Here is a 24,136-nt window from a genome sequence, read left to right as displayed (position 1 = left end):
TCCCGTTCACCGAACCCCGGCGAACACGCGGCGGCCTCTTGACTTGTTGCCGCCGTTCCGCCGAGACTGAGTCGTCAAGTCGCGTGACAACGATGTCAATTCGGGGGACGGCCATGCCGTCCGGCCCACCCCCCGAGTACAGGTCGGTGCGTGTGTTCAGATGCCTTCGGCGCCGCGGCCCAGCGTGCTCTCCCGCTCCACGAGCCGGTGGTCGGCCCGGAAGCGGCGCGGTTCGGCCGACTGGCCGCCGAGCCGGGCCAGTACCGACTCGACCGCGAGCCGGCCGATGGCCTCCTTGTCCGGCGACACCGAGGTGAGCGTCACCGCACCGAACCGGCCCTCGACCACGTCGTCGAAGCCGACGACCGCGATGTCCTCGGGCACCCGCAGCCCTCGCGCGTGCAGGACGCGCATCGCCCCGATGGCCACGAGGTCGTTGTAGGCGAAGACCGCGTCGGGCCGCCGGCCGGCCTCCAGGATCCGGGCCATGGCGGCCGCACCGTCCGCGTGCCCCCAGCCGTCGGTGGCGGCGACGAGTCCGTCGTCGGCCGGTAGCCCGGCGGCGGCCAGCTCCTCGCGCCAGCCGCGCACGCGCAGCTGGGCGGGTTCGCTGCGACCGAGCCGGTCACCGATGAACGCCACCTCCCGGCGGCCGAGGCCGATCAGGTGGCGTACCGCCGCGCGGGCCGCCGCGACGTTGTCGATCGCGATGTGGTCGTAGGGCAGGTCGTAGTCCCGCTCGCCGAGGAGCACCAGCGGCACGTTCTCCGTGCGGTCGCGCAGGTCCTCCGTCTCCAGTTCGATCGGGCTGAGGATGAGCCCGTCGATCACCCGGGCCCGGAAACCCTGGCTGACCAGGATCTCCTGCTCCCGCAGCCCGCCGGTGTGGTCGAGGAGCACGGTGTAGTCGTGCGCGGCGGCCGCGTCGATGACGGCGGCGGCCAGTTCGGCGAAGTAGGGGTTGCCCAGCTCGGGCAGGGCGAGCGCGATGATGCCGGTGCGTCCCTTGCGCAGGTGGCGCGCCGTCAGGTTCGGCCGGTAACCCAGCTCGTCGATGGAGCGCTGGACACGCTCCCGCATTCCGGCGGTGACGTAGGGGTAGTCGTTCACCACGTTGGAGACGGTCTTGACGGAGACCCCCGCGTGCGCGGCGACGTCCTTGAGGCTGACCCGCACGTCGAATCCCTCCGAAGCGTCCCCACTCGGTGTTCGGTGCGGGGCGGGTGTCCCCACGGTGAGCCGGACTCCAAGCCCCTGGGCACGAGTTTACAACGTTATACAGCTCGTCTCCCGGCGCTGACAAGCATGGCGACCGACCGGCACCGGACTATCCGGGATGGTCGCACACCACGCCGGGAGGCGGGCCGCACGGGCGTGCTACTCGAAGAACTTGAGGCTCCAGCCCGTGTCGTTGTTCGGGCCGGGGACGTTGGCGCGGCTGTAGGTGGTGTTCCCCCACCAGGCGAAGGTGCCGGTGTACCAGTACCGGTTCTCCCAGGAGTACGGCGTGCCCTTGGGCACCGCGTGGAACATCAGGGGGAAGCGCGGGCCGGCGGGCGGGCTCGTGTCGATGTCGCCGTCGAGCAGGACGAAGGTGTGGTGGCCTGGTCCGTTGACGTGCAGGGTCGGGTCCCAGCCGGACATCATCGTGGCGCGGTTCGAGCCGAAGAGGCAGCCGTTGGACTTGTACCAGTCCCACACGTACGTCGGATCGCCGCCGGCCCGCAGCCGGAGGTCGGCGAGGCAGTACTGGTCGCTCCAGCTGCCGTTGGCGGAGTACGCGATGTGCAGCTGGCCGCTGGGGTCCTTGATGGGCTCGGGCCCCTCGTTGATGTACGGGTTGCCGACCACGCGCTCCCAGCTCTCGCGGGGCTGCGAGATGACATGGCGCGCGCCGGTGGGCGTGGTGGGGCTGCTCATCCGCGCGATGTACAAGTTCTGCTCGACGTTGGTGTCGCCCGCCCAGCCGGACCACACGAACCATCGTTGCCCGTTGAACGTGAACAGGGTGCCGTCGATGGCCCACTTGTCGTCCGGCAGCGCCAGCTTCGTCTCGGCGGTGTATCCGCTGTCCGGGGAGGCGGAGCTGATGACGTACATCCGGTGGGCGGCGCCGCGGCCGGCCGAGAAGTAGATGTAGTAGCGGCCGCCGTCCCGCACGATCTCGGGGGCCCACACCTCCCCGCGGTTCCGGGTGTCCGACCAGACCTGGCGGGCGGGCGCCGAGGCCAGGGCGGCCGTCGACGGGGCCTGGCGCACGACGATGCCGCCGCCCGCCGACTGCACGGAGACGTAGGTGCTGCCGACGCGCAGGACGCTGGGGTCGGCGGCGCGCAGCCCGGTCTGGTCGGCGGTGGCGGGCTCGGCGGACGCCAGGGACAGCGCGGCCGCGAGGATGCCGGAGAGGCCGAAGGCGACGGCGGCGTGGAGCAGGCGAAGAGGTTTCATGGTCCCGTTCCCTGATCGGTCTCCTGTTCGACGCCGGCCCGGCCGTGGCGTGGCGGGTCGGGCCTGGCATCCGGTCAGCAACGGGTCGGCGGAGTCTGTGGGGTCGGCCCGTGACCGTCGAGCGGGTTGTCCGTGCGGGTCGGCAAGTACGTCGAGGGGGTGCGCCGAGCGGCGCGCACCGGACATTTACATCGATGGAAGTCGGCTGTCACAGGATCGCGACGGGCGCTGGGCATGTCAACAAGTCCGACGCGAAGCCGTGTCGGCTCAGCCCCCGGGGACCTGCATGGCGCGCGGGGTGGCCGGATTCGGAGCGGTGGCGTCAGCCCTGGCAGGCGGCCGGGAACCGTCCTTCGCCTCCGGGAGGCCCCTTCCGGGAGATCCTCTCCGGCAGATCCTTGAGGCAGGAACACGCGGCGACGCGGCCTGGCCATCCGGCCGAGGGCGCCCGAGCACTGGTCGTATGTGCCCCCTGGAGGCCCCGTGGGCAGCACGGCTCCCACGCCGGTCCGCACGGACCTCCGCGCTGAGCGCTCCGCGTGCGGGCCCTCGCCGTCCGGCCCACCCTGAGACCATGAGCGAGCAGCCGATCGTCATCTACCCCGCCGGAGCGGACAGCGGCAGACGCGTCCGCATCAACGGTCACTTCGTCGGCATCGCCTACACCACCACCGACATCGCCGCCTTCATACAGGAGGCCGGGTTGCAGGATTTCGACGACATGGACGTCGTCCGGTCCAAGGGCATCGAATGGCGGGGAGAGGGGCCCGACGACTGGGACACATGACTGCGCCGTCGGGCTCCCCCGCCTACCATGCGCCATGTCTCAGCGCATCTTCCGATGGGCCGGACTCGGGTCGGAGGGCCGTCACACCGCGTAGGCGCTGCACGAGGTGCGGTCGACCCAGATGTGGGCGCTGATGCTGTTGTTGGCGCTGCCGAAGATCGGGTCCTCCATGAAGTAGTCGTCGCTGAGGTTCGAGGCGTAGCCCTCCGCTCGGGTCAGGCAGATGTGGGGGTTGAAGCCGGAGAAGCTGGTGCGGAACGCGAAGAACTTGACCTCCGAGTAGCGGCCCATGTTCAGGACCGAGGAGGCCCTGTTGTCGTCGGATCCCTGGAAGCTGCTCGCGGAGTCGCCCCAGTCCTGGTCGTTGCCGACCGCGAGGCCGAGCTGTCCCTCGCAGTTGGCGCCGTTGTAGGCGTACATGTAACCGGCGCGCGCCGATTCGTAGTTGTCGGCGCAGGTGGCCGCCGCGGCGGCGGACGCGCCGGGCACGGGGCCGAGGAGGCTGATGCCGGCGAACACGGCCACGGCGGCCGCGGCAGGGATTTTGCGCATGACGGATCTCCTTGGGTGGGTGTGATGGCGATGCCGGCGTCAGGACCGGACGTCGTCGGCCTGACGCAGGGCGTGCAGGCGCATCGTGCGGTAGGCGGCCCGCTGCTTCACGTACCTCTTGAGTACGTTCTCCCGGTACGAGGTCTCCAGGGCGCGCATGGTCCGGGCGAGGGAGGTCTTCCCGGCACAGGTCGCGTCGAGCACCGCCAGTGTCCTGTCGAACCTGTGGGCCTCGGCGGACGGCATGTCCGCCGTGGCCCTGACACGTTCCTGGCGGAGCCGGCCGGGGTCGTCGAAGGGGCGGCCGGCCTCCTTCATGCAGCGCGCCCACCGTGCGACCGGCTGCGTGAGCCGGCTGTCCTCCATGAGGTCCCGGCCGTAGAGCGGCAGGATGCCCTCGATGGTCTTGCGGACCGCGAACCACTTCTCGGCGTCACCGTAGAGCGTGGAGCGTGCCTGGTTGGCACACCCGCCGCGGGGCGCGTGCACCGTGCCCGTTCCGCCCGGCAGTTCGGTGCTCATCCGGTTCCGGTGGTCGCCGTCCAGGGCCTTGTTGTAGGCGGCTCGCTCCCGGGGGCTCAGCTTGTTGATGTGGACGGTGGTCGGGTCGGTCCTGCGGATCTCTTCGCCGCGTTCCTCGAAGACGCGGCCGTAGCCGTACCTCCGCGCCCAGTCCACGTCGTCGGTGACGTAGCGGCCCGCCTTGCGCTCGTCGACGCCGGGGACCGGCAACTCCCAGTACGGGTAGCCCTTCGCGGCCATGCACTCCTTCACGAGCCGCTCCTCGGCGCGCCCGACGCGGATCTCCCCCCGGACGGTGAGATCCCTGACCTCCGTGTTCGGGACGGTCTGCCGTTCCGCCGGGGTGTTGCAGCCGGCCGCGCAGCACACCGCCGCGGCGAGGGCGGCGGCGACGAGGGTCTTCTTCCTCACGGACGTGTCACCTTTCCCGGCCGGAGGATCGGCGGCCTGTGCGCCGGCACTCCGGGCGTGCCGTGGAAGACCCTAGGGCGGTCGTGGGGAGGCGGCTTTGTCGTGCGTGCGCAGTACTTTGCCAGGCGTGCGCGAACGTGTGCGCCGCGGCGAAGCCGCCCGTGAGGGGCGGGCGAAGCCCCGCGGTGACCTGGCGGAGGCGCTGTTCAGCGCGAGAGCTTCGGGTCAGAATGAGGCCGGGATCCGTCCGTGCCGAGGGGGACTTGTGGGGGAACGGGCCGAGCAGCCGCGGGGGCGGCGCCATGACCGGCGCAACGGGAGGTCTGCCTCATGAGTCCGGTTCTGGACACGGCGTTCGTTACGCCACGGGACCGGAAGGAGGTGGTCCGGCATGCCGTGTGGGAGTCCCTGGTGGCCGTCGACATCGACCACCGGCCGCCGGTCGAGGAGATCTCCGTCCGCATCGGGCTCGGCGCCGTCGGACCGGTGAGGTTCTGTTCGGCGCGGGCGTCGCCGGTCACCGTCCGGCGGACGGAGCGGCTGGCCCGGCAGGACGAGGAACCGGCCGTCTTCCTCGGCCTCCAGGTGGCCGGCACCAGCCTGGTCGTGCAGAACGGCCGCGAGTGCGTGCTGGAGCCGGGCCAGTTGGCCGTCTACGAGTCGATCTCTCCCTACACGCTGCTCTTCGACAACGGTGTCGACCACCACTTCCTGCGCTTCCCCCGCTCATCGCTCGCGTTGCCGGACCGGCTGCTCCGGGAGACCGGCGCGGTGGCGATGGGAGCCGGCAACCCCGTCGCACCGCTCGCCTTCAGCTACTTCTCCCAGCTGGCCGTCACCGACGCCCTGCACCAGGGCGGGCACGCCGACGCCGTCGTCGAGCCCAGTGTCGAACTCCTGCGCGCGGTCCTCACCACCCAGTACGGCGACTCCGGCCGGGCCACGGGCCCGTTGGAGGCGACACTGGGGCTTCGGATCACCCGGTTCATGCGGGAGCACCTGGCGGACGCCGATCTGTCGGCGGCCCGGATCGCCGCCGCGCACGGCATCTCCGTGCGCCACCTCTACGCCGTCCTGGCCCGCTCGGGCATCAGCCTCGGCGACTGGATCCGTACCCGCCGCCTCGCCGAATGCCGGCGGGAACTGGCCGGCCCGGCCGGACGTCGGCGGACCATCGCGGCGGTCGGCCGCAGCTGGGGCTTCGTCAACGCCACGCATTTCAGCAAGGTCTTCAAGCGGACGTACGGCATGTCGCCCCGGGAGTGGCGCGACCGGAACCGGGCCGGTAGGGCGGACGGTTGAGCGGTTCACTTGCGTGCGTGCGGGGAGGCCGCGATCTCGCGATGGCCTCCCCGCACGGCGCTTGGTGCTACGGTCCCGTCAGGTGACCGGGCGCTCCCCGTTCAGCACGTGCGGCCGGTGTACCAGGCGCCGTCGACACCGGAGCTGGAGCCGATCCAGGTCACACCCGGACCCACGCACTGTTCGCTGTTCGGCCCCCAGTCGTCGATCTCGATGACGATGCGCGAGCCGTCCGAGGTGCAGTGGTTGTAGTAGGCGTCGGAATGGGTCTCGTAGAAGCCGCAGGGGTTCGCGGCGGCGGGACCAGCGGTCAGGGTGACCGCGCCGGCGGACGCGAGGACGAGAGCGACGGAGCCGAGGGCACTGGTCGCCATACGACGAAGACGCAAGGAGAGCTCCCAACGGTAGGGGGATCGGCGCCCCTCCGCAGGGTGTCCGCCGATCGGCTGTCGGTGTCCGAGACTCACAGCTCGGAGCATTCGTTTCGGCTCCTTGGGACACCGTTCACCCGCCGAATCGATTCCCTGCTGCGCCGACCGGTTGGACTTCGCCGCTTCCTGCTGCGCCGCTCGTCCGGCCTGTGTTGGCTCGCCGGTCGCCCCCCCCTCCCCCGGGCCCAGGGCGCGTCTCCGCCACCTCGCCCTGCCAGCGCCCGCGACGCCGGTCGGTCCGGGCGTGCCCACGACCCCTTCGCGGATCCGCTCACTCGGGCCAGTCGGAGCCCTCGATGACCTCGACGAAGTCGGTGCGGCGGAAGCCGGGGACGAAGTGTTCGAGCACGTCCGCGTTCACCGTCCCGAACGTGGTGGCCGGACGGTGCCGGAAGCCCTCCGTGAACGCGTGGAGGATCTGCCGCTTGAAGTCCGGGCGGGGGTGGGCAGCCGTGACCTCGTCGGTCTGGGCCCGGGTGAGGTTGCCGAGGTTGAGGCCGAGCACGTCCGTCTCCACCCCCGCCGTGGTGGCCGCGATCTCCGGTGCCAGCTTGTAGGGCACCTCGGGCGTGGTGTGCAGGGCGACGGCCGTCCAGACCGTCTCGGCGTCCGACGCGGACGCTCCGCGGGCCAGCAGGAAGTCGCGGGCCCGGTCGGCGCCGTCCATCTCGAACCGCTGGTCGTCGCCGCGATAGGGCGGGACGAGCCCGGTGTCGTGGAACAGCGCCGCCACGTACAGCAGCTCGGGGTCGGGGCGGAGTCCGAGCGCGGTAGCCTGGAGGCTGCCGAACAGGTAGACCCGCCGGGAGTGGTGGAAGATCAGCGGTGGGGTGGTCGTGCGGATCAGCTCGGTGGCTTCACGGACGAGGGCGCTGTCGGGGATTTCGACGCCGGCGATCTTCTCACTCATGACGGCTCTCCTTGGCAGAGGTGGTCGGTACCTCCACCCTGCGTCCACCGGTGTCCGCGCGTCCGCTTACGGATGGCCGAGAACCCCTCGCGGACGGACACGGCCGTGCGAAACACCCCGGCGTGTCAGCCAGAGGCGCGTACGGCCCGGGTACCCGCCCCGGTCGTGGTGAATCGGCGCTGGTACCTGGTCGGTGAGACGCCCAGATGCCGGGCGAAGGCACGGCGCAGGCTCTCGTAGCTGGGGAACCCCGACCGGGCGGCCGCCTCCGTCGCGTTGTGCCCGGCGTCCAGCAGCGCCTTCGCCATGTCGAAGCGGATCAGCTCCACGTACCTCATCGGCGTCGTGTCCAGCTCCGTACGGAACATGCGGGTCAGGTGCCGGGGACTGACCCGCACCCGCGCGGCGAGCGCCTCCAGGCCGTGATCGGCCGTGGGATCGGCCTGTACGGCGTCCTGGACCTGCCTCAGGACCGGCGTGCGCGGGGGCGGCCCCTGGAGGGAGGCGGAGAACTGGGACTGCCCGCCCGCTCGCTGCATGTACACGACGAGCGAGCGGGCGACGCCGCGGGCCAGGTCCGGTCCGTGATCGTGCTCCACCAGGGCCAGCGCCAGGTCGATGCCCGCGGTGACGCCGGCCGAGGTGTAGAGCGCGCCGTCCCGGACGTAGAGCGCGTCGGGCTCCACGCGTGCGGCGGGGCAGCGACGGGCCAGCAGCGCGGTGTGCTGCCAGTGCGTCGTCGCCCGCCTGCCGTCGAGCAGCCCCGCGGAACCGAGGATGAACGCACCGGTACAGATCGACGCGACCCGGCCGGACCGGGAGGCCAGCTCTCGTGCGGCGGCGGCGAGGTCCGGGGCCACCGTGCCGTGCGGCACCTGGTCGCCGCCTACGACCAGCAGGGTGTCGAAGGCGGCGGCCTCGGTGGCGTCGGCGTCGACCGGGACGCGGACGCCGATGGAGGTGGCGACCGCTCCCCCGCCGACCGACACGAGGCCCAGCCGGTAGCGGGCGCCGTACCGGTTGGCCTCGCTGAAGACCTCGGCGGGACCGGACAGGTCCAGCATCTTCATCCCGTCGAACACGAGTACGCCGATGCTGTGCTCACCCGGATCCATCGCCCTCACCCTCGTCGCGGCTCTCTCGCGGGAACGCGTTGTTCCCATTGTCCTCGCCGACGGGGGGCTACCGGCGGCGGCCGCGGCTCAGTGGTCCGCCTTCGGCGTCCAGCCGGGCGGGCCGAAGACGTGGCCCGCGCGGTCCCGCCAGCGGGGGGCGGAGCGTACGTCGCGCCAGGTGGCCGCGTACTCGTGGAAGGCGACGCGCAGCGGGTTGTAGGTGTCGATGTTCTTCGTCAGGCCGTAGACCACCCGCTCGCCCTCGGGTTCGAACGTGCCGCAGAGCCGGTCCCAGACGATCAGGATGCCTCCGTAGTTGCGGTCCAGATAGACGTTGTTGGAGCCGTGGTGGACGCGGTGGTGGGAAGGGGTGTTGAGGAGGAACTCGATCGGGCGCCAGAGCTTGTCCACGCGTTCGGTGTGCAGGAAGAACTGGTAGACGAGACTGATCGACTGCTGGAGCAGAATCATCCACGGAGGTACGCCGAGCAGGGCGAGCGGCAGCCAGAACGGCAGGGTGGTCATGGGTGTCCAGCTCTGCCGCAGCGCGGTGGAGAGGTTGAAGCGCACGCTGGAGTGGTGGACGACATGACTCGCCCACAGCACCCGGATCCGGTGGTGCGCGCGGTGGAAGACGTAGTAGGCGAGGTCGTCCGCGAAGAACAGCAGCACCCAGGTCCAGACCGAGCCGGGGGAAAGCTGCCAGGGTGCCAGGGTGTAGAGCCCGGCGTACGCGACGATCGCGACCGCCTTCCACGGGAGCCCGACGACCTGGCTGCCCGCGCCCATCGACATGCTGGTGACGGTGTCGCGGGTCTCGTAGCCCCGTTCCTCGTCGTCCGGCAGGAAGCGGTACGACAGCGCCTCCACGGCGACCAGCAACACGAAGGCGGGTATCGCGTAGACGACGGCGGGTATCACGCCGGTCCTCCTTCGAGTTCGGGGGCGACGGGTGCGGTGGGCACACTGCGGGCGAGCAGAGCGCGTGCCGCGGCCTCCGCGCCCTGCTCGTCGCGCGTCCCGATGAGCGCGGCGAGCCGCACGTGGCCCTCGATGTCCAGCAGTTCGGCCGCGCGCAGCTCCATCGGCACCTCACCGGCGACGAGGGAGCCGTCGACGAGGGTGTTGAAGGCGAGGAGGTAGGCGAGGTTTCCGGAGCCCTCCACGATCAGCCGCCACCACGCGACGTCCGCGGCGCCCAGTTCGGCGAGGTCGGGTCCGCAGCCGATGTATCCGGCCGCGCCGCTGACGATGTCGGCGGCGGTCTCGCGCGAGCAGCGGGCCGCGCACAGCCGGGCGGCGTCCGCACCGAGCGAGGCCCGCATCTCCAGGACGTCCCGCCGCAGGTCGTGCGCGGGGGAACCGGTCGCGCGGGCGAGCTGCACGGCGAGGTCGAGTCCGGCGGTGCGTCGCCAGTCCAGGACCCTGGTGCGTCCGCCGTGACTCACCTCGACGAGCCGCGCCTGCTGCAGACGCTTGACCGCCTCCCGTACGGCGTGCCGGTTCACCCCGAACTCGGCTGCCAGCTCCCGTTCGGCGGTCATGGGCGCTCCGGCGGCGAGCGTCCCGTTCAGGATTCGGTCTCTCAGCAGCGTGAACAACTGGTCGGAGACCGCCTCACGCCGGATCGGCTGCTCTGTCATGGCCCAGAGCCTGAACCGTGCACGGCACCTGGTCAACTGGTTGGACCAGAGTGAACCGGACGGTTTTCGAAGCCCGTTGTGCGCCGGACACGTTCCCGGCTCCTGTCGCGGCTCCGCGAGCCGAGGTCTCCGTCGAACGGACACCGGGTCGGCGCCGTACCGCATCCGTACGGATTGCGTACACGCTGTACAGCGGGGGCCGGCGGCGACCAGCCGGTGGCCGGGCACTGATGTCCGTACTCACCCGATTGGTGCAGTCCGAGGTGTGGGCTTACGGTCGTCGTGGGGCTCCTGCAGCCCGCCCCAGGCCCTCGCCATAGGGAACGCACATGTCGAACCCTCAGCCTGTCCCGGCCGATTCGATCACTCAGCCGCGACGAAAGCGCGGTAAAGGCGTAGCCCTGCTGGTCATCGCCTCGTGTCAGCTGATGGTGGTCCTGGACATCACCATCGTGAACATCGCCCTCCCCCAGATCCAGACCTCGCTCGGTTTCTCCACCGAAGGTCTGTCGTGGGTGATCAACGCGTACACCCTCACCTTCGGCGGGCTGCTGCTGCTCGGCGGCCGGTCCGGGGACATCCTGGGCCGACGGCGGATGTTCGTCATCGGAGTGCTGCTGTTCGTCGGTGCGTCGTTGCTGTGCGGGCTGGCACAGAACCCGTGGGAGTTGCTGCTGGCCCGGTCGGTCCAGGGCATGGGCGGCGCCATCGCCTCCCCGACGGCGCTGGCGCTGATCGCGACGACCTTCGCCGAGGGCCCCGAACGCAATCGGGCCTTCGGTGTGTTCGCCGCGGTGTCGGCGGGCGGCGGCGCGGTCGGGCTGCTCGCGGGCGGCATCCTGGTCGAATGGCTCGACTGGCGCTGGATCTTCTTCGTCAACGTGCCGATAGGCCTGCTCATCGCGCTGGCGACGCCACGGTACATCCGTGAGTCGCAGCGCCGGCCGGGCCGTTTCGACGTCACCGGGGCGCTGACCTCGACACTCGGCATGGTCTCACTCGTGTACGGCTTCATCCGGGCGTCCGAGGACGGCTGGCGGGACGCGGTCACCCTCGTCGCCTTCGCGGTCGCCGTGGTACTGCTGGCCACGTTTCTGCTGGTGGAACGGCGGTCCCGGCAGCCGATCACGCCGTTGCGGATGTTCCGCGACCGCAATCGGGCCGGCACGTACGCGATGATGCTCAGCCTGTCCGCGGCCATCTTCGGCATGTTCTTCTTCCTCACGCTGTACGTGCAGAACGTGCTGGGGTTCGGGCCGCTGGAGGCCGGTCTCGCCTTCCTACCGGTGAGCGCCGTGATCGCGGTCGGCGCCGGCCTGGCGTCGCAGCTGCTGCCGAGAACGGGCCCCAAGCCGTTCATGGTGCTCGGCGGACTGCTCGCGGCGGCGGGCCTGTCGTGGCTGACGCTGACCGACATCAACAGCACCTACGCGGGCAGTGTGCTGGGGCCGATGCTGGTGTTCGGCCTCGGCATGGGGATGGAGTTCGTGTCCCTCACGCTGATGGCGGTCTCCGGCGTCGCGGAACGCGAGTCGGGGGCGGCTTCCGGGGTGCTGAACGCGACCCAGCAGGTCGGCGGTTCGCTCGGTCTCTCCATTCTGGTGACCACGTTCGGCACGGCCAGCCGCAACAAAGCCGAGTCGTTGCTGCCGAGGTTCCTCTCCGAGGCGACGCCGCAGGAGCAGGCGGAGGCCCGACGCACCGGCGAACTGCCGGGGATATGGGGCGATCAGGTGCTTACCGCGGGCGTGAGCGCGGCGTTCGTCGTAGCCGCCGTGATGGCCGGATTGGCCGCCGTCATCGCATTGTTCGTCATCCAGGTCCGCGCGTCGGATCTGGAACGCCTGAAGGGCAACGGCGGCACGGGCGAACCATGACCGATCCGGGGAGGAGGGTTGTTCAGTCCTCCGCTTCCCGTGGCTGAACAACTCGCCAGCCGGTTGAGTCTGGGAGCGACCACCCCGGCGGGCCGTACGGTCCGTGTCCGGTCGCCCCGACGCAACCGAACAGGGAACCGATGATCAAGCACCGGCATGCTGCGCCCACCTTGACCACCGCACTCACGGCAGTCCTGCTGCTGACCTCCTGTGGGAGCGGCAGCGGGAACGGGCAGGCGGACAACGGCCGTACGTCGCCCAGGACGTCGCCCTCCGTCACCGCCACCCCGACCCCCTCGTCACCCGTCCCGACCTCGCAGTCGCCGTCGGGTGCCGGAGCCTCGGACGCTCCCGCGACACCACCAGAGATCATGCCGGTCTACCAGAGCGATTACGGCCTCGTCGGAACGCCCGCGTGCACTGGTGTCCCCTGGGACGACGCCGGGTGCGGGAAGGACCTCACCGCGGCCGGCGAAGTGGCCGACGCGATGACCCGGCACATGCAGAAGCACTTTCCCGGCGGCGAGTACGCCGATGCCAAGAAGGCCGCGGGTCAGGTGGCGCGAGCGGTGAACATGCTTCGGAAGGCCGGCTGTTACGGGATGACCCCGAACCCTCCGAAGACGAGTCCGGACAAGCTGCGTGAGCTGTGCCCGACGCTGAGCACCGTCGCGTCCCTGTCGTGGCTGAGCCTGGAGGGCAGCCTCGACGTGTTCTGACCCGGCGCTTGAAACGGAGCCGGGGCTCCCGAAAGTCCCTCGGAATCAAGGGCCGGGGAAAGCAGGAAGTCGGCAAGCACGGCGCCTCGTGCACGTGGAAGTTGGCGGGCCAGAGCGTCAGCCTCGCAGTGGACCTCCGCGTCTTCTTGCTGGACGGCGAACTCTCGGCTGCCGAACCCAAGAAACTCCGCCACCGGCTCCTGCACGTCGCCGCCCGGATCACCCGGGGCGGCGGCCGCCGCCTCCGCCTTCGGAGATCGGCGACCTGGCCCTGGTGACATGAGCTCACGGCCGCATTCCACCGCCTACCGGCCGACGCAGTCGCAAACAACCTCGCTCAGCCGCCCAGCAGCCCCGACTGAAACCCCGAGGCGAGCTGGCCGGATCTGCACCCGCACGAGCGAACGGGCACCGCAGGATGAGTACTGCGATCTGTCGAGGGGGCGTGTCTACATACGCCCGAGAGTTACGGCCTGCAAGATCGAAATCATGGACAAATGGCGACGCTGTCGCGCCTCTGAGTCGGGGCCCTGGGAACATCGTGAGGGCATTCAGGCACGCATCAGCGAGCTGCGCGCACTCCTGAACGATCGCGAGGAGGCGCATCGAGAGGGAGCGCCGGCTGAGCGCAGGAGGAAGGCGGAACTTCTCAAGAAGGCTGAAGAAGAGCTGGAGAAGGCGGAGAAGGCCATTTCCCCCGAGCACTCCCCCCAGTACAAGCGTGCCGCCCATGTCATCGTCGGGCGTATCCATATCGACGCTGCCCACAACATACTGCTGCGGTCTTCGGAAAAGTTCGAGGTGCTGCCGCTGCTGCCGGGCGTGCTGGCCTTCCTGCGCGAGCACCTGCTGCCCGATGACCCGCGGCGGATGGAAGCGGAGAAGATCGCCCGAGAAACGTCGGAAAAGGTGCCTCCGTCGGAGGTACAGCGTGAGATTTTGCTCGAAGCGATGGGCGTGGCCCGCCAGGCAAGAATCGACGAGGCCATGCGGGTACGCAGCTTCGTCTATATCGTCTGGTGGCTCATGCTTGGCTTGACAGGGCTGGCCATCCTTGTCGCGATCCTTGGGTTCATCAACCCCGGTGCGGTCCCGCTGTGCTTCACCCCCGAGGAGCCCAATGCAGCCGACAGGGTAGCCGTCTGCCCGATCGACATGACCTTCATCAAGGAAGGTACAGGCCCTGCGGCGACCAGGGCATTGGTGGCGCACACCGCTCGCGGGGCGGACTTCTTGATCATTGAGCTGGTGGGGCTTGTGGCCGCATGCATCGCCGCCGCGGCGGCGCTCCGTCGTATGCGGGGCACCTCAACCCCATTCGCCGTGCCCCTGACTCTCGCGCTGCTCAAACTGCCAACTGGGGCGCTGACAGCTGTGCTGGGAATCTTGCTCATGCGTGGCGGGTTTGTGCCTGGGCTTACGAACCTGGACTCATCAGCTCAAATCATTGCTTGGGCTGTCATCTTCGGATACGCACAGCAGGTCTTCACACATTTCGTAGACACCCAGGCACAGTCCCTCCTAGCCGCGGGGCCCCCAGGGCCCGCGACCCCTACAGCCCCGACGTCGCCTGTGGTCTCGGCGACGGTGGATCGTGACGCCTAGATGTGTTGTCCAGGGACGTTGGTGACACGCGTGCTGGGTCCTCGAACAGGTGAGGGCCTTCTGGGTTCGGTGCGGATTGCGACAGCTACCACCGCCCCCACACCGGCATCGGCGGCCACACGCAAGCCAGTCCGAGAAAGGCCAGGTAGTCACGGGGTCGCCCTCACGTGGGCGGTGTCGAGGACGACGCGGGTGACGTCGACCAGGCCGGCATCCTCAAGCCGGTGCCCACTGTCTACCGCCGGTTCGCTCAGTGGAGCCGGATCTGGGCCCGGCTCTACCGCGTCCTCGACGAGCTCGGCGTCCGAGGCAAGCTACTCGATCAGTGTCCGGGCGGCAGAAGGGAGCTTTTGACGGGACCGAATCCGGCCGACCGCGGCAAGCTGGGATCGAAGATCCACCTCAATGCGAACATGCATGACAGCCTGGTCCTGGAGCCGCTCGTGCGCGGGAGCCGGCCCATCCGCTCCCGTCGCGGCCCGCGCCGCCGGCGTCCGTCAGGGAGTGAAGGTGGAAACAACGAACTGAACTCGCCGGTTCTCCTGCCGCTGCGCCTCGCTGGTCGGCACCACGTTCAAGAGATTGGCCGCCCCACAGGGTATGGGCACGATTCCGAAGTTCGTCGCGTCCTTCACACCCGGCGGAGGGGTTTCCCCAGCGGCGATGAGCGCAGCGGTGATTTGATCAAAGACCCATTGGAATGCACTGATGGCCCGCTTGTCACTTGCCTCGAGCTCCTGCGCGCGACGCTGCTCCGAACTGAGTCCCGCGGTGTCAACCCGGTCGGAGTGACCCAGGACTGTAATCAGGCAGAACTGATTGTTCGAAGGGATCTTCTCGGCGTTCACCGCAGGCTCGGTCACGTTCTCTCGGATGGCGTTCTTGAACCCCGAGGACAGTCTGTCGAACAGCTGGGAGAAGGCGACCTCCTGGGCTACGAATCCGTCAACCGGAAGATCGGTCGTTGCCTTGGCCATGACGAGGCTCCTTCGGTCGGGCGCTGCTGCCGCAACAGCGCGGAGCAGTCTATGGGGTGAGGTGCTGCACTGAAGGCGAAAGACCGAATCGTGGAGCCTGCGATTTTCGGTATCGCGGTGGTTGCGGCCGCCGACAGGTTCGAATCTTTCTTCAATTATCTCCCTGACATCCGTGCCGACAAATCCCGTTGGCGCCATTGGAGTCCCTAATTCGTCCGGTGGTGTTTATCGGCGTCGGCCGAAACCGCCCTTCGAGTGAGCACGGCAGTCCGTCCGATTCACTGCCACGGTTCCGTGGGCCGTACCGTGTCGTACGCCAGGCCGCTCGCGCTCTCCCCCGTGCCGGGGGTCTTCTCCCTGCGTACCCAGCTGTGCCAGGAGCCGTCGGACCAGCGGGCCAGGACCGGGCGGCGGGAGACCAGGACTCCCTCGCGTGGTACCTCCTCCTCGTGCAGCCACAGTCCGGGGGTGATGAGACGGCCCTCGGGGCGTGAGTCGAGACCGGGACCGGTGAGGGTGGCCAGGCGGAACCGGATCTGACCGGCCCGCACCGGTTCGGGAACCAGGGGGAACCAGTAGTCCGGGACGACGGACTGGACCGCGTACGCGGGTAGATCCCCGGCCGCAGCGGCTTCGGGTGCCGCCGTTCGGGCCCAGCGGTCGCGGCGGTCGACCGGCTCGCCGCGGCTGTCGGTGTAGTGGTGCTGCACCGCCCAGGCGAGATTGGCCAGTTCGTCGCGGGTGAGGAGGACCCGCTCGAGCGGCTGTCCCGGCTGGCCGCGTTCGGAGGGCAGCATGAGCAGCCCGGACGCGGCGGGGTGGTCCGGGTCGGGGCTGTTCAGGGTGAACATCGTCCAGGACGGGTCGTCGCGCCCCGCCCGCTCCACCAGGTGGTGACGGCCGAAGACGTCCCGGACGAGGAGCCGGTCCAGGGCGGTCAGCGAGGCCGCAGGCACCTCCAGCGGCACCAGGAACCAGTCGTTGCCGAAGACCGTGGCGAAGGAGATCAGCAGCAGCCGCCCGGTGTCCAGCGTGGACACGTCCGCCGCGCTGAGGTCGACGCGCGCGTCCTCCATCTCCCAGAAGCGGTCGGCCGGCAACCCGCCGTAGCGAATCGTCGACGGCAGGCTTTCCTCAGCGAACGTCCGGCTCTGCCCCGCCGGTGCCGCCACGGCGTCCGGGTCGGGGTGGACGTCGAGGGAGTACCAGTCCAGGCCGTCGCCCTGGTACTCCTCGGCCCGCAGGACCGTGCCGCCGACGGACAGTTCGGCGGCGTACTCGCCACGGTGCGGGTCGAAGCAGTCCGGGCCGTGCTCGGCCAGTTGGGCGGCCCACCAGTTCCGCCAGCGGGCGGCCACCTCGCCGAGGCGCGGTTCGGGTCCGGCGTCGAAGGTGCCCGCGTCCAGCGCGGCCGCCACCGATGCCGCGTCGGGCACTCCTCCGTCGAGGAGCCCGCTCAGGCCGGCGTCCGGCTCCCCCGGCCGCAGTCGGTGCGGGGCCAGGACCGTCAGCGCCGCGGCAAGCAGTCCGGCGTCGTCGCACATGCGCAGCAGCGCGGCCCCGCCCTCGGCGCGCATCCGTTCGTCGACCTGGACCCGCTCGTCCTCGATCTGGGTGTCGAGCGGGCCCTGGCCGAGGTCGTAGGGCACCCAGTCGGTGGCCCCGCCGGGCCGCCAGGCCTCGATGGGCGCGCTGCTGCCGCTCATCCGTACCACGGCCGGGGATCCGGCGTCCTGAGCGGTGAACTCCCCGAACTGCCATTGCCGGGTCAGTAGCCACAGGGGATCGTGCACCCGGGCGGCGAGGCCCGCGTCGACGTCGGTGGCCCGGTGCCGCGGCTCCAATTGGAACGGGCCATGCGGGTCGGTGTCGTTCCGCTTCGTCTCGATCCGGGCCAGGGCCCGCCCTGTCGCACTCTCCTGGGCGATGCGGATGCCGGGCAGGAGCGAACTCAGCCGTCTCAGATCCTGATGGTCGACGGCGCGCAGCTTGGCCAGCTCCAGGGTCTCCAGGAGCACCTGCGCCAGTCCGTCGGAGGTCCAGCCGCGGTCCAGGTCCGGTGGGACCGCGAGGAGCACGCTGTGCGGGGCCTTGGCGTCCGGGCGGTCGTAGTGGAAGGCGATGCCCGTCAGTTCGGTTTCCGGCGCGGGGCCGGGCCCCGGGGGCGGCTGGTCGGAGCCGGGGAGGAGTTCGATCCACTCGTCCAGGACGACCCCGGTGACGTTCGCGCCCGAGGCGAGGTCGGCCGGCGCGTGCCACACCAGGTGGCTTGTGGCGGGCGGGCGCTGCCCGGCGGGGAAGGAGCCGCCGATCCAGGTGTCGCCCTCGGCCGTCGGATGCTGGGCCGCGCGCAGCCGTTCCACCCGCCCGGCCCGGTTTCCGGCCAGCAGCAGCGTCTCGTGCAGGGTGCGGGCCATGGGCCGTACGGCGGCGTTGCGCCGCAGCCAGTCCTCGATGTCGGCACCGGGCAGGTTGGCGCGCCCGATCGGGGCGGTGAGCGTGGGAAGCAGCGGGAGGTCCACGCCGAGCACCGGGGCCAGCGCGGTGCGGGCCTGTGCGAGCCAGGTCTCGGCCGACTCCGGTGGGACGTTCTGGGCCGCCAGTTTGCGGATCTCGGCCTGCGCGGGGTGTCCGGCGAGCACCGGTGTCTCGGCGAAGGCGGCCAGACGGGAGCGCACTCCCCCAGTGTCGGCCGAGCGGCCTGCAGCGCCGTCGGACAGGTGTGCCTGGAGCAGCGGTTGTGCGCTGGTCAGCAGCGTACGGATCCGGGCCGCCCGGACGTGCAGGCCGTTCCATCCCGGTCCGGTGAACACGACAGGTGTTTCGGGCGGGATGCCCCGAGCGCCCTGCACCGCCCGGCGCAGCGCGGCCGGTTCGGCGGCGGCAGCGTCCAGTACGGCGCTCAGGGCGCTCAATCCCAGCTGTTCGGCGCCGAGTTCGAACGTGCGGGGTTCCGCCTGGCCGTCGCCGAGCGTGCCGGTGAGGGTCCAGCCGGTGGCCGGGCCGAGGAGATGGGCGACCCAGGCCTCCAGCGCGGGCTGCAGTTCGGCGAGTGGATCGGTGGGCCAGCCGGTCGGGGCGGTCGGTTCCGCCGGGAGCAGCGCCGCGGTGCGATGGGTCAGGGCGCGGGCCTGGTGCGGGGTGCGCAGGACGCGGAAGGTGTCCGGCACGTCCTCGCCGCGGCCCAGGGTGTCGGCGGTCAGGCCCGCGCGGATGGGGTTGCCTCCCACCAGTTGGTGGACACTCTCGGCCAGGACGAGATCACCCACGGCGTCGAGGGCGTCGGCGAGGTCGTCCAGCAGCGGTGTCACCGCGGCCCGGTCGTTGTCCGAGCCGACCACCGGTGCCTGGTCGATGACGCTGGCCAGGTCGGGTGCGCCCGCCCCGGCCCGGGCGAGGGCCATGCCGTCGACGACGTTGCGCGCGGAGACCGCCTCCGCGCTGCGCGCCCACAGGTCCGCGTCGGGTTCCTCGACGGGGGTCTCGGGGACGACGGGCAGCGGGAACTGGCGGCGGAACCGTTCGACGAGATGGTCCAGCCCGGCGTCGTGCAGGGCCCGTTCGAACCGGTAGCCGAGCAGCGAGCCCAGGTTCTGACCCTGCCGTACACCGCCGAGCAGCCAGCGGGCGACGCGGGCGCGCCGGGAGGTGAGGTTGACCGCGTAGCTCTGCTCGTCGGGGTTGCCGAGGAAACCGGACCGCAGTACGGCCGCCGTGGCCGCGTGGTGCAGCGAGGGCGCGTGGATGTAGCCGTCCTTCCCGGACAGTTCCACGGTGGTGGCCACGTCGTCCAGGTCGATCTCCAGCTGTTCCCTCGGCACCGGCGGGCGCAGGTCCTCCACCCAGCCGTAGCAGCCGAACCGGACGCCCTCGGTCCCGGACGCCCGGAGTTCGGCGAGACGCTTCGACGCCAGTGAGGTGATCCAGGCGTCAAGGCGGTGCGAGTGGACGTCGATGACCTCCACCAGCAGTTCAGGCAGCCGGGTCACCGGTACGGCGGCCAGGGTGCGCAGCGCCTGCTCCAGCCGGGGCAGCGCCGCGGCGGCCGGGGTGGCGGCGGCGACGCGTGCCGCGCGCTCGCCCTCGTCCAGACCCTCCAGCACGTCCGCCACGAGCTGGTCCACATCGCCGACGACGGCCAGGGCCTGGCGCAGGGGGTCTCCGGCGGGGTCGAAGTCGCCGAGGAAGGTGGACCAGTTGGGCAGGAAGAGCAGCGCGTCGAGCACTCCGCTCATGTCCCGTTCCGAATCGGGAATTTCCTCGGTTCCTTCCTCGTCCTCGACCTCCTCCGCCGGTTCCTCGCCCTCCGTGGGAGGCGGCTCCTCCTCCAGGCCCGGAAGATCGAAGAACGTACTGCGCCGGGGAGGGGTCTCCCGCCCCGTGGACAGCTCCACGGGCCACTCCGCGTCATAGGCTGTGGCGTCCAGGTTCCCCTCCAGAAAGGCCCGTACGGCCCCCAGGAAGTCCGCGGTCGCCGCCGCCCGGGCCGGAAACGCTCCGGAATCCGGGGTCAGCCGGGTGACGAACTCCGGGACGCCGGTCGCCTCGTCCAGGCTCCAGCCGAGCGAGGTCCAGCCGTCGCTGGTCGTCGTCCAGCGGGCCAGGCCCTCGGGCGGCAGCCCTGGCACTCCGAGCGTCGCCGGGGGCGCGTCGAGGGGGGTTCGCGATACGGCGCGTTCCGGTCCGCTCATCCGGATCATGCCCAGGCCGGTGGCCACGGGCAGTCGTTGCAGGGCGTCCACCGCGACCCGGTCCACGGGTTTGCCGGGTTCGACGCGCGGGATGGTCACCTCCACGTCGCCGTTGTCCTGGGTCACGCGCTCGTCCAGTACCGCCCGCCAGACTTGCCGCAGCCGCATCAGCCAGGGTGCGATCACTCCGTCGACGTCGTCGGCGCGTTCGGCGCGCCAGTCGTCCAGCGCGGTCACGGGCAGGACGCCGTACGGCTGGCGGCCGACGCGCAGCATCGGCAGCGGTCCGCGACCGCGGACGTGCTCGGCGAGGTGCTCACGGACCGCCCGCCAGGGCCCCTCCTGGGAGACCCCGCTGGGCTGCTGGGTACCCAGGTCGATGCTGGTCAGCGCGGCCTCGGCGAAGCCCTTGCCGAGCGTGGGCCAGGTGAGCAGGGTCAGCGCGGCGACGGCCGAGGGGGCGGCGTCATCGGCGCCGGGGCAGTCACGCAGGAACCCGGCGTCCGGCAGGCCGAGCGCGGCCGCGAGCGTGTCGGCGACCGGCCGCTGCTCCGCCTCTCCGTCGGGGTCCGGGCCGGGGTAGGCGGGGGCGGAGGACCAACCGGATCGGGAGCGTGGGGTGTTGTTGGTGGCGGTGCCGGAGGTCAGCAGACCGAGCCCGCCGCCGTACCGGTGGCCGTGCAGCAGGTCGCGCAGCCGGGCCGCGCCGTCCACGGGCGTGTCGTCGCGGACGCCGACCACCAGCAGCTGGTCCAGGTTCTCGGTGTTCTCGGGCGGGACGATCAGCTCGATGCCCATGCCGGCCTTGACCGCTTCGAACCATTCCGTCTCCCAGCCCTCCTCCTCGGCGCGCAGCAGACCGATCGGCAGCGGGTCGGGTACGGGGCGGCCCAGCTTGTCGACCACCACCTGGCCCTCGAACAGTCCGAGGAAGCGCCAGCGCTTCGGCATCGAGACCGCGTGCGGACGGGGTTCCCGGGGGTCGTCGGAACGCGTCGCGGGTGCCGGGGCGCCCGGGCGGCAGGCGCGGACCGCCCAGGAGGCGCGGGCCGGGCGCAGCTCCGTGAGCACCTTCTGCCAGGCCTCGGGGCCGGGATTCTGCCAGTAGGCGGTACCGGCGGCGGATTCGGCGGGGGTGAGTCCGGGCTCGAAGCCGGACAGCAGGATGTCGTCCGGGTAGATCCGCACACGCAGGGTCTTCGGCTCCCACCAGATGGTCTCGACCCGCACCGGCAGCAGCGCGACGGGCGCGGTGTTCTCGTCGGGGAACAGCGCCTCGCCCTCCGCCAGGGCCCGGGTCAGCTCCTGCTGTGCCTCGGCGACCAGGCGGTTCATCTCCTCGGCCCTGCTGTGAAGCTCCGGCAGGGCCGCCTCGGCAGCGGCCAGCGCTTCGGCGGCGGTGGGCGGGAAGGGAGGGTCCGGCAGGTCGGCCTGGATGTGTGCCCGCAGGCGCCGCACCACTGCCTCCTGCTCGTCGGCGAGGGCCTGCGCGGTGTCCGCTTCGGTGCGTGCCCGGTCCAGTTGCGCGCGGGCGGCGAAGGCGTCGTTCATATCCCCACTGCTCCTGTTCCGGGCACGGTCAACCACCCAGCAACGTGGCCGCCCGGAAGGCCAGTTGGAACGGCTGTTGGAAGGCGATGCGGGCCATGTCGGCCGCGTCCCGGGCCCACACCGGCGGGTCGGGCCGGGTGAGCCGGGTCGGTGTGCCGGGCTTCGGGCCGAGCTGGGCGCATCGGGTAGGCTCCACGCCGATGCCCTGCCAGGTGAGGTCGGCCCACGTCTCCATCACCGCGGGCTGAGAGCCGGTGTCGAACCCGAACTGGGTGCCGCGCATGGGTTCGCGGAACACGAAGAACCAGTCCTCGGTGCGGGCCCGCTCCTCGTCGAGGTCCGCGAACAGGTACAGGACGGTCGACTCGTCCAGCGCGAGCGAGGTGGCAGGTACGCCGTCGAAGGCTTGCGGCAGCTCGCCGTCCACTCCGCGTACGGCGTGCAGGGCGGTGCCAGGGAAGCGGCGCAGCAGGTCCCCGCGCACAAGCATGGCCAGGTCGCCCGCGCCGCCGGTGCGCAGCTGACTGCCCAAAGGGGCGTCGAGCGGCCACAGCGCGATCTCCTCGACGTCGGCGTCGTCGCCGGGCCAGAACCGGGCGAAGGGGGTGCCGCGCTGGTCGGTGGGGAACTCCCGCCAGAGCAGTTCGCGGTTGAACTCGTGGTTGAGTCCGACGAGCAGCGCGGCAATGAACTGGGGGTTGGTCTCCAGCAGGGTCACCGAGTCGCCCGGCATCGCACCGATACCGGGCAGCGCCCACTCCGGCCAGCGAGCCAGCAGTTCCTCGGCGATCGGCACGGTGAATTTCGGGTGGGCCATGATCGGCCGTAGCGGGCGGTCGTCGTCCTCGGTGCGCTGTGCCCAGATGTCGGCGGGGATTCGGTCGGTCAGCCGGAGCACTTGCAGTCGCACGGGGGGCATGCCGGCGCGCAGTTCGCCGTGCAGGACGCCTTTGCGCTCATCCTCGCCGATCATGTTCATGGCCTTGAGCTTCCCCGTGAGGAAGGACCCGGCCTGTGGCGGCTCGCCGCCTACTTCGGCTGTGATGCGCTCGGCGCGGCGGGCCAGGGCGCCGTTGGCGCGGGTCAGTCGGGCGAAGGAGGTGCCGGCCACCGCGGCCGGCAGGTCGGGTGCCGCGGCGAGCAGGGTGGCCAGGGTGGTCGGCTCCGTGTCCTGTTGCGTGGCGGACACGGGCACCCGCCCGCTCACCGGCGCCATGACGGTGACCAGGCCGGCCGCGTCGAGTGGGTCGAGGTGCTTGCGCTGGGCACGCTCGGCGGCGACGGCGGCCAGCTCGCCTGCCGCCAGCAGCCGGTTGGCCTGGCGGATCTCGCCGACCTGCTCCCAGGCCCGGGCCATCAGGAACTCCTGCTCCAACTGCACGTAGCGGCAGCCGAGTGCGGCGGCGACCCGTCTGCGGACTTCGACGTTGAGGGTGCTCAGCCAGGTCTCCGGCTCGGTGGGCACGGTCTGTTCGCCGGTGTGGTGAGTGCCGTAGAGCGGCGGGGCGACGGCGACGACGTCCTGGTCCTCGGCGGGTTCCCCGTCCGGCACCGGCTCGGCCCGGAGCCGGGCCGGCGCGTCCACCCGTTCGCGGATCAAGGCCCGGAACCGGTCCTGGGCCGCGGGGTCGGACCAGGTCTCGAGCGGCGTCGGGCCAGGTGCCCGCAGGGCGCCGTCCATGACGGCGGTGGCCGGACCGGCGGGTTCCTCGGCGGGCCACGGGAGGCCGACGTCGATGGTCCGGGTGCCGAGTCCCGACTCGGCGGCGGGCCGGAAGCGCAGCCGGCGGGCGAGTTCCTCGAAGGTGCCCGCCCTCCCGGTACGGAAGGTCCACCAGTGGTAGACGGGCAGGTCGACGGTGTCCCGGCCGGGGACCGGCCAGGCGTCCACGGTGGCCGCCGCCCCTGCCGCGGCGTTCAGGCCCGCGTCTCGCCCTGCGGCGGTGGCGGGCACGACGGCGGCGATCCAGCCGCGGTCGGGGGCCAGCCGGCGCGGACACAGCAGCCGTCCCACGACACCGGCCGAGTGGTTCCGCGTGCCCTGTTCGACGAGACGCCGCGCGCTGTCGACGTCGGTGACGTCGTCGGGCAACCGTGCCTCCACGTGGGCCCAGGCCCACCGTTCGGCCAGTGGGGGCAGCGCGGCGACCGGCGCGGTGAGGATCGGCAGTGGGTGCGCGGGGCGGGGAGGGGCGGCCTCGTCCTCGGCCAGCACGATCAGTGCGATCCAGGGCTGCGGGGTGGGTCCGCCGTCAGTGGGCACCTTGCCCGGGGAGAGCAGCCAAGGCAGGTCGGCGTGTGCCAGCTCCACGCTCGCCAGCACGTTCTCCGCGGCGTCGGGTGTGCCGGGCGGTGGTTCCTCTCGCAGCACCATCGAGCGGTCGAAGCCGAGCACGTCGCCCGGTCCCACCAGCGACAAGGTCGGTCCCTTCAGTTCGTCCGGTTCCTCGCGGCGGCCGTCGATGTCCCGGAAGAACCGCACCCCCGTGTGCAGTGCCTGGCCGTCGGCCGAGGCGGCGGCGCCGACCCGCGCGGAAGAGAAGAACCACCGCGTACTCATACGACGCTCCCTAGGGGTCGGCGGAGGGTGCGGGA

The 24,136-nt window shown here is 71.1% G+C and carries 17 protein-coding genes and 1 pseudogene; 6 read left to right on the top strand and 12 right to left on the bottom strand.

The genetic code is table 11. From position 1 onward, the window contains the following. Positions 1-156: 156 nt before the first annotated feature. Both DMH12_RS02855 and DMH12_RS02850 read right to left on the bottom strand, forming a co-directional pair. A complete protein-coding gene (locus tag DMH12_RS02855) occupies positions 157-1,176 on the bottom strand; it encodes a LacI family DNA-binding transcriptional regulator (RefSeq protein ID WP_125489937.1) in 1,020 nt (339 codons plus the stop codon). A 201-nt stretch (positions 1,177-1,377) separates the two neighbouring features. Continuing rightward, the gene (locus tag DMH12_RS02850; RefSeq protein ID WP_125489936.1) at positions 1,378-2,448 is read right to left on the bottom strand and encodes a glycoside hydrolase family 43 protein; all 1,071 of its coding nucleotides are present in this window, start codon (positions 2,446-2,448) and stop codon (positions 1,378-1,380) included. 574 nt (positions 2,449-3,022) lie between these two features. On the opposite strand from DMH12_RS02850, the gene DMH12_RS02845 reads away from it, so the two are divergent. Beyond that, positions 3,023-3,235 carry a hypothetical protein gene (locus DMH12_RS02845; protein WP_125489935.1) on the top strand — a complete coding sequence of 71 codons (213 nt, stop codon included), beginning with the start codon at positions 3,023-3,025 and terminating at the stop codon, positions 3,233-3,235. Between the two features lie 81 nt (positions 3,236-3,316). Here the strand turns inward: DMH12_RS02845 and DMH12_RS02840 are convergent, their stop codons facing one another. Both DMH12_RS02840 and DMH12_RS02835 read right to left on the bottom strand, forming a co-directional pair. Beyond that, positions 3,317-3,787 (bottom strand): hypothetical protein, encoded by a 471-nt coding sequence (locus DMH12_RS02840; RefSeq protein ID WP_125489934.1) that lies wholly within the window; start codon positions 3,785-3,787, stop codon positions 3,317-3,319. A gap of 39 nt (positions 3,788-3,826) precedes the next feature. Then, positions 3,827-4,720, bottom strand: coding sequence for a hypothetical protein (locus tag DMH12_RS02835; RefSeq protein ID WP_125489933.1), 894 nt, complete (start codon positions 4,718-4,720; stop codon positions 3,827-3,829). 330 nt (positions 4,721-5,050) lie between these two features. Here DMH12_RS02835 and DMH12_RS02830 point away from each other — a divergent pair, with 330 nt between their 5' ends. Beyond that, on the top strand, positions 5,051-6,022 hold the full coding sequence (locus tag DMH12_RS02830) for a helix-turn-helix domain-containing protein (RefSeq protein ID WP_125489932.1): 972 nt from the start codon (positions 5,051-5,053) through the stop codon (positions 6,020-6,022). Between the two features lie 101 nt (positions 6,023-6,123). Here the strand turns inward: DMH12_RS02830 and DMH12_RS38910 are convergent, their stop codons facing one another. From DMH12_RS38910 to DMH12_RS02805, 5 genes are all read right to left on the bottom strand, one after another. Further along, complete coding sequence (locus tag DMH12_RS38910; protein WP_221763103.1) at positions 6,124-6,396, bottom strand: DUF6355 family natural product biosynthesis protein; 273 nt, start codon at positions 6,394-6,396, stop codon at positions 6,124-6,126. A gap of 328 nt (positions 6,397-6,724) precedes the next feature. Next, positions 6,725-7,363 carry an HD domain-containing protein gene (locus DMH12_RS02820; RefSeq protein WP_125489930.1) on the bottom strand — a complete coding sequence of 213 codons (639 nt, stop codon included), beginning with the start codon at positions 7,361-7,363 and terminating at the stop codon, positions 6,725-6,727. 125 nt (positions 7,364-7,488) lie between these two features. After that, entirely contained in the window at positions 7,489-8,478 is a 990-nt protein-coding gene (locus DMH12_RS02815; protein ID WP_185832118.1) for a GlxA family transcriptional regulator, read from the bottom strand. Between the two features lie 87 nt (positions 8,479-8,565). Beyond that, positions 8,566-9,399 (bottom strand): sterol desaturase family protein, encoded by an 834-nt coding sequence (locus DMH12_RS02810; RefSeq protein WP_125489928.1) that lies wholly within the window; start codon positions 9,397-9,399, stop codon positions 8,566-8,568. Next, entirely contained in the window at positions 9,396-10,121 is a 726-nt protein-coding gene (locus DMH12_RS02805) for a FadR/GntR family transcriptional regulator (RefSeq protein ID WP_125489927.1), read from the bottom strand. The genes DMH12_RS02810 and DMH12_RS02805 overlap by 4 nt, the downstream gene beginning before the upstream one ends. A 329-nt stretch (positions 10,122-10,450) precedes the next feature. Between DMH12_RS02805 and DMH12_RS02800 the strand changes: the two genes are divergently transcribed. The 4 genes and pseudogenes from DMH12_RS02800 to DMH12_RS39590 all read left to right on the top strand — a co-directional run. Continuing rightward, the gene (locus DMH12_RS02800; RefSeq protein ID WP_125489926.1) at positions 10,451-11,998 is read left to right on the top strand and encodes an MFS transporter; all 1,548 of its coding nucleotides are present in this window, start codon (positions 10,451-10,453) and stop codon (positions 11,996-11,998) included. A 170-nt stretch (positions 11,999-12,168) separates the two neighbouring features. Further along, on the top strand, positions 12,169-12,717 hold the full coding sequence (locus DMH12_RS02795) for a hypothetical protein (protein ID WP_125489925.1): 549 nt from the start codon (positions 12,169-12,171) through the stop codon (positions 12,715-12,717). Between the two features lie 489 nt (positions 12,718-13,206). Beyond that, positions 13,207-14,322 (top strand): hypothetical protein, encoded by a 1,116-nt coding sequence (locus tag DMH12_RS02790; protein ID WP_125489924.1) that lies wholly within the window; start codon positions 13,207-13,209, stop codon positions 14,320-14,322. Positions 14,323-14,552: 230 nt separating this feature from the next. After that, positions 14,553-14,834: pseudogene (locus tag DMH12_RS39590) on the top strand (IS5/IS1182 family transposase); the annotation flags it as partial. Here the strand turns inward: DMH12_RS39590 and DMH12_RS02780 are convergent. The 3 genes from DMH12_RS02780 to DMH12_RS02770 all read right to left on the bottom strand — a co-directional run bounded on the left by DMH12_RS02780 (position 14,820) and on the right by DMH12_RS02770 (position 24,101). Further along, entirely contained in the window at positions 14,820-15,299 is a 480-nt protein-coding gene (locus tag DMH12_RS02780; RefSeq protein WP_125489922.1) for a hypothetical protein, read from the bottom strand. The pseudogene DMH12_RS39590 and the gene DMH12_RS02780 overlap by 15 nt on opposite strands. A gap of 278 nt (positions 15,300-15,577) precedes the next feature. Continuing rightward, positions 15,578-21,541, bottom strand: coding sequence for a hypothetical protein (locus tag DMH12_RS02775; protein ID WP_125489921.1), 5,964 nt, complete (start codon positions 21,539-21,541; stop codon positions 15,578-15,580). Between the two features lie 28 nt (positions 21,542-21,569). Then, positions 21,570-24,101, bottom strand: a complete 2,532-nt coding sequence (locus DMH12_RS02770; protein WP_125489920.1) for a hypothetical protein — start codon at positions 24,099-24,101, stop codon at positions 21,570-21,572. Between the last annotated feature and the right edge of the window lie 35 nt (positions 24,102-24,136).

It is taken from the genome of Streptomyces sp. WAC 04229 (assembly GCF_003947455.1).
Lineage (GTDB): Bacteria > Actinomycetota > Actinomycetes > Streptomycetales > Streptomycetaceae > Streptomyces.
The sequence above is the reverse complement of the archived record's forward strand: the minus strand, read 5'-3'. Positions and strand labels throughout refer to the sequence as shown.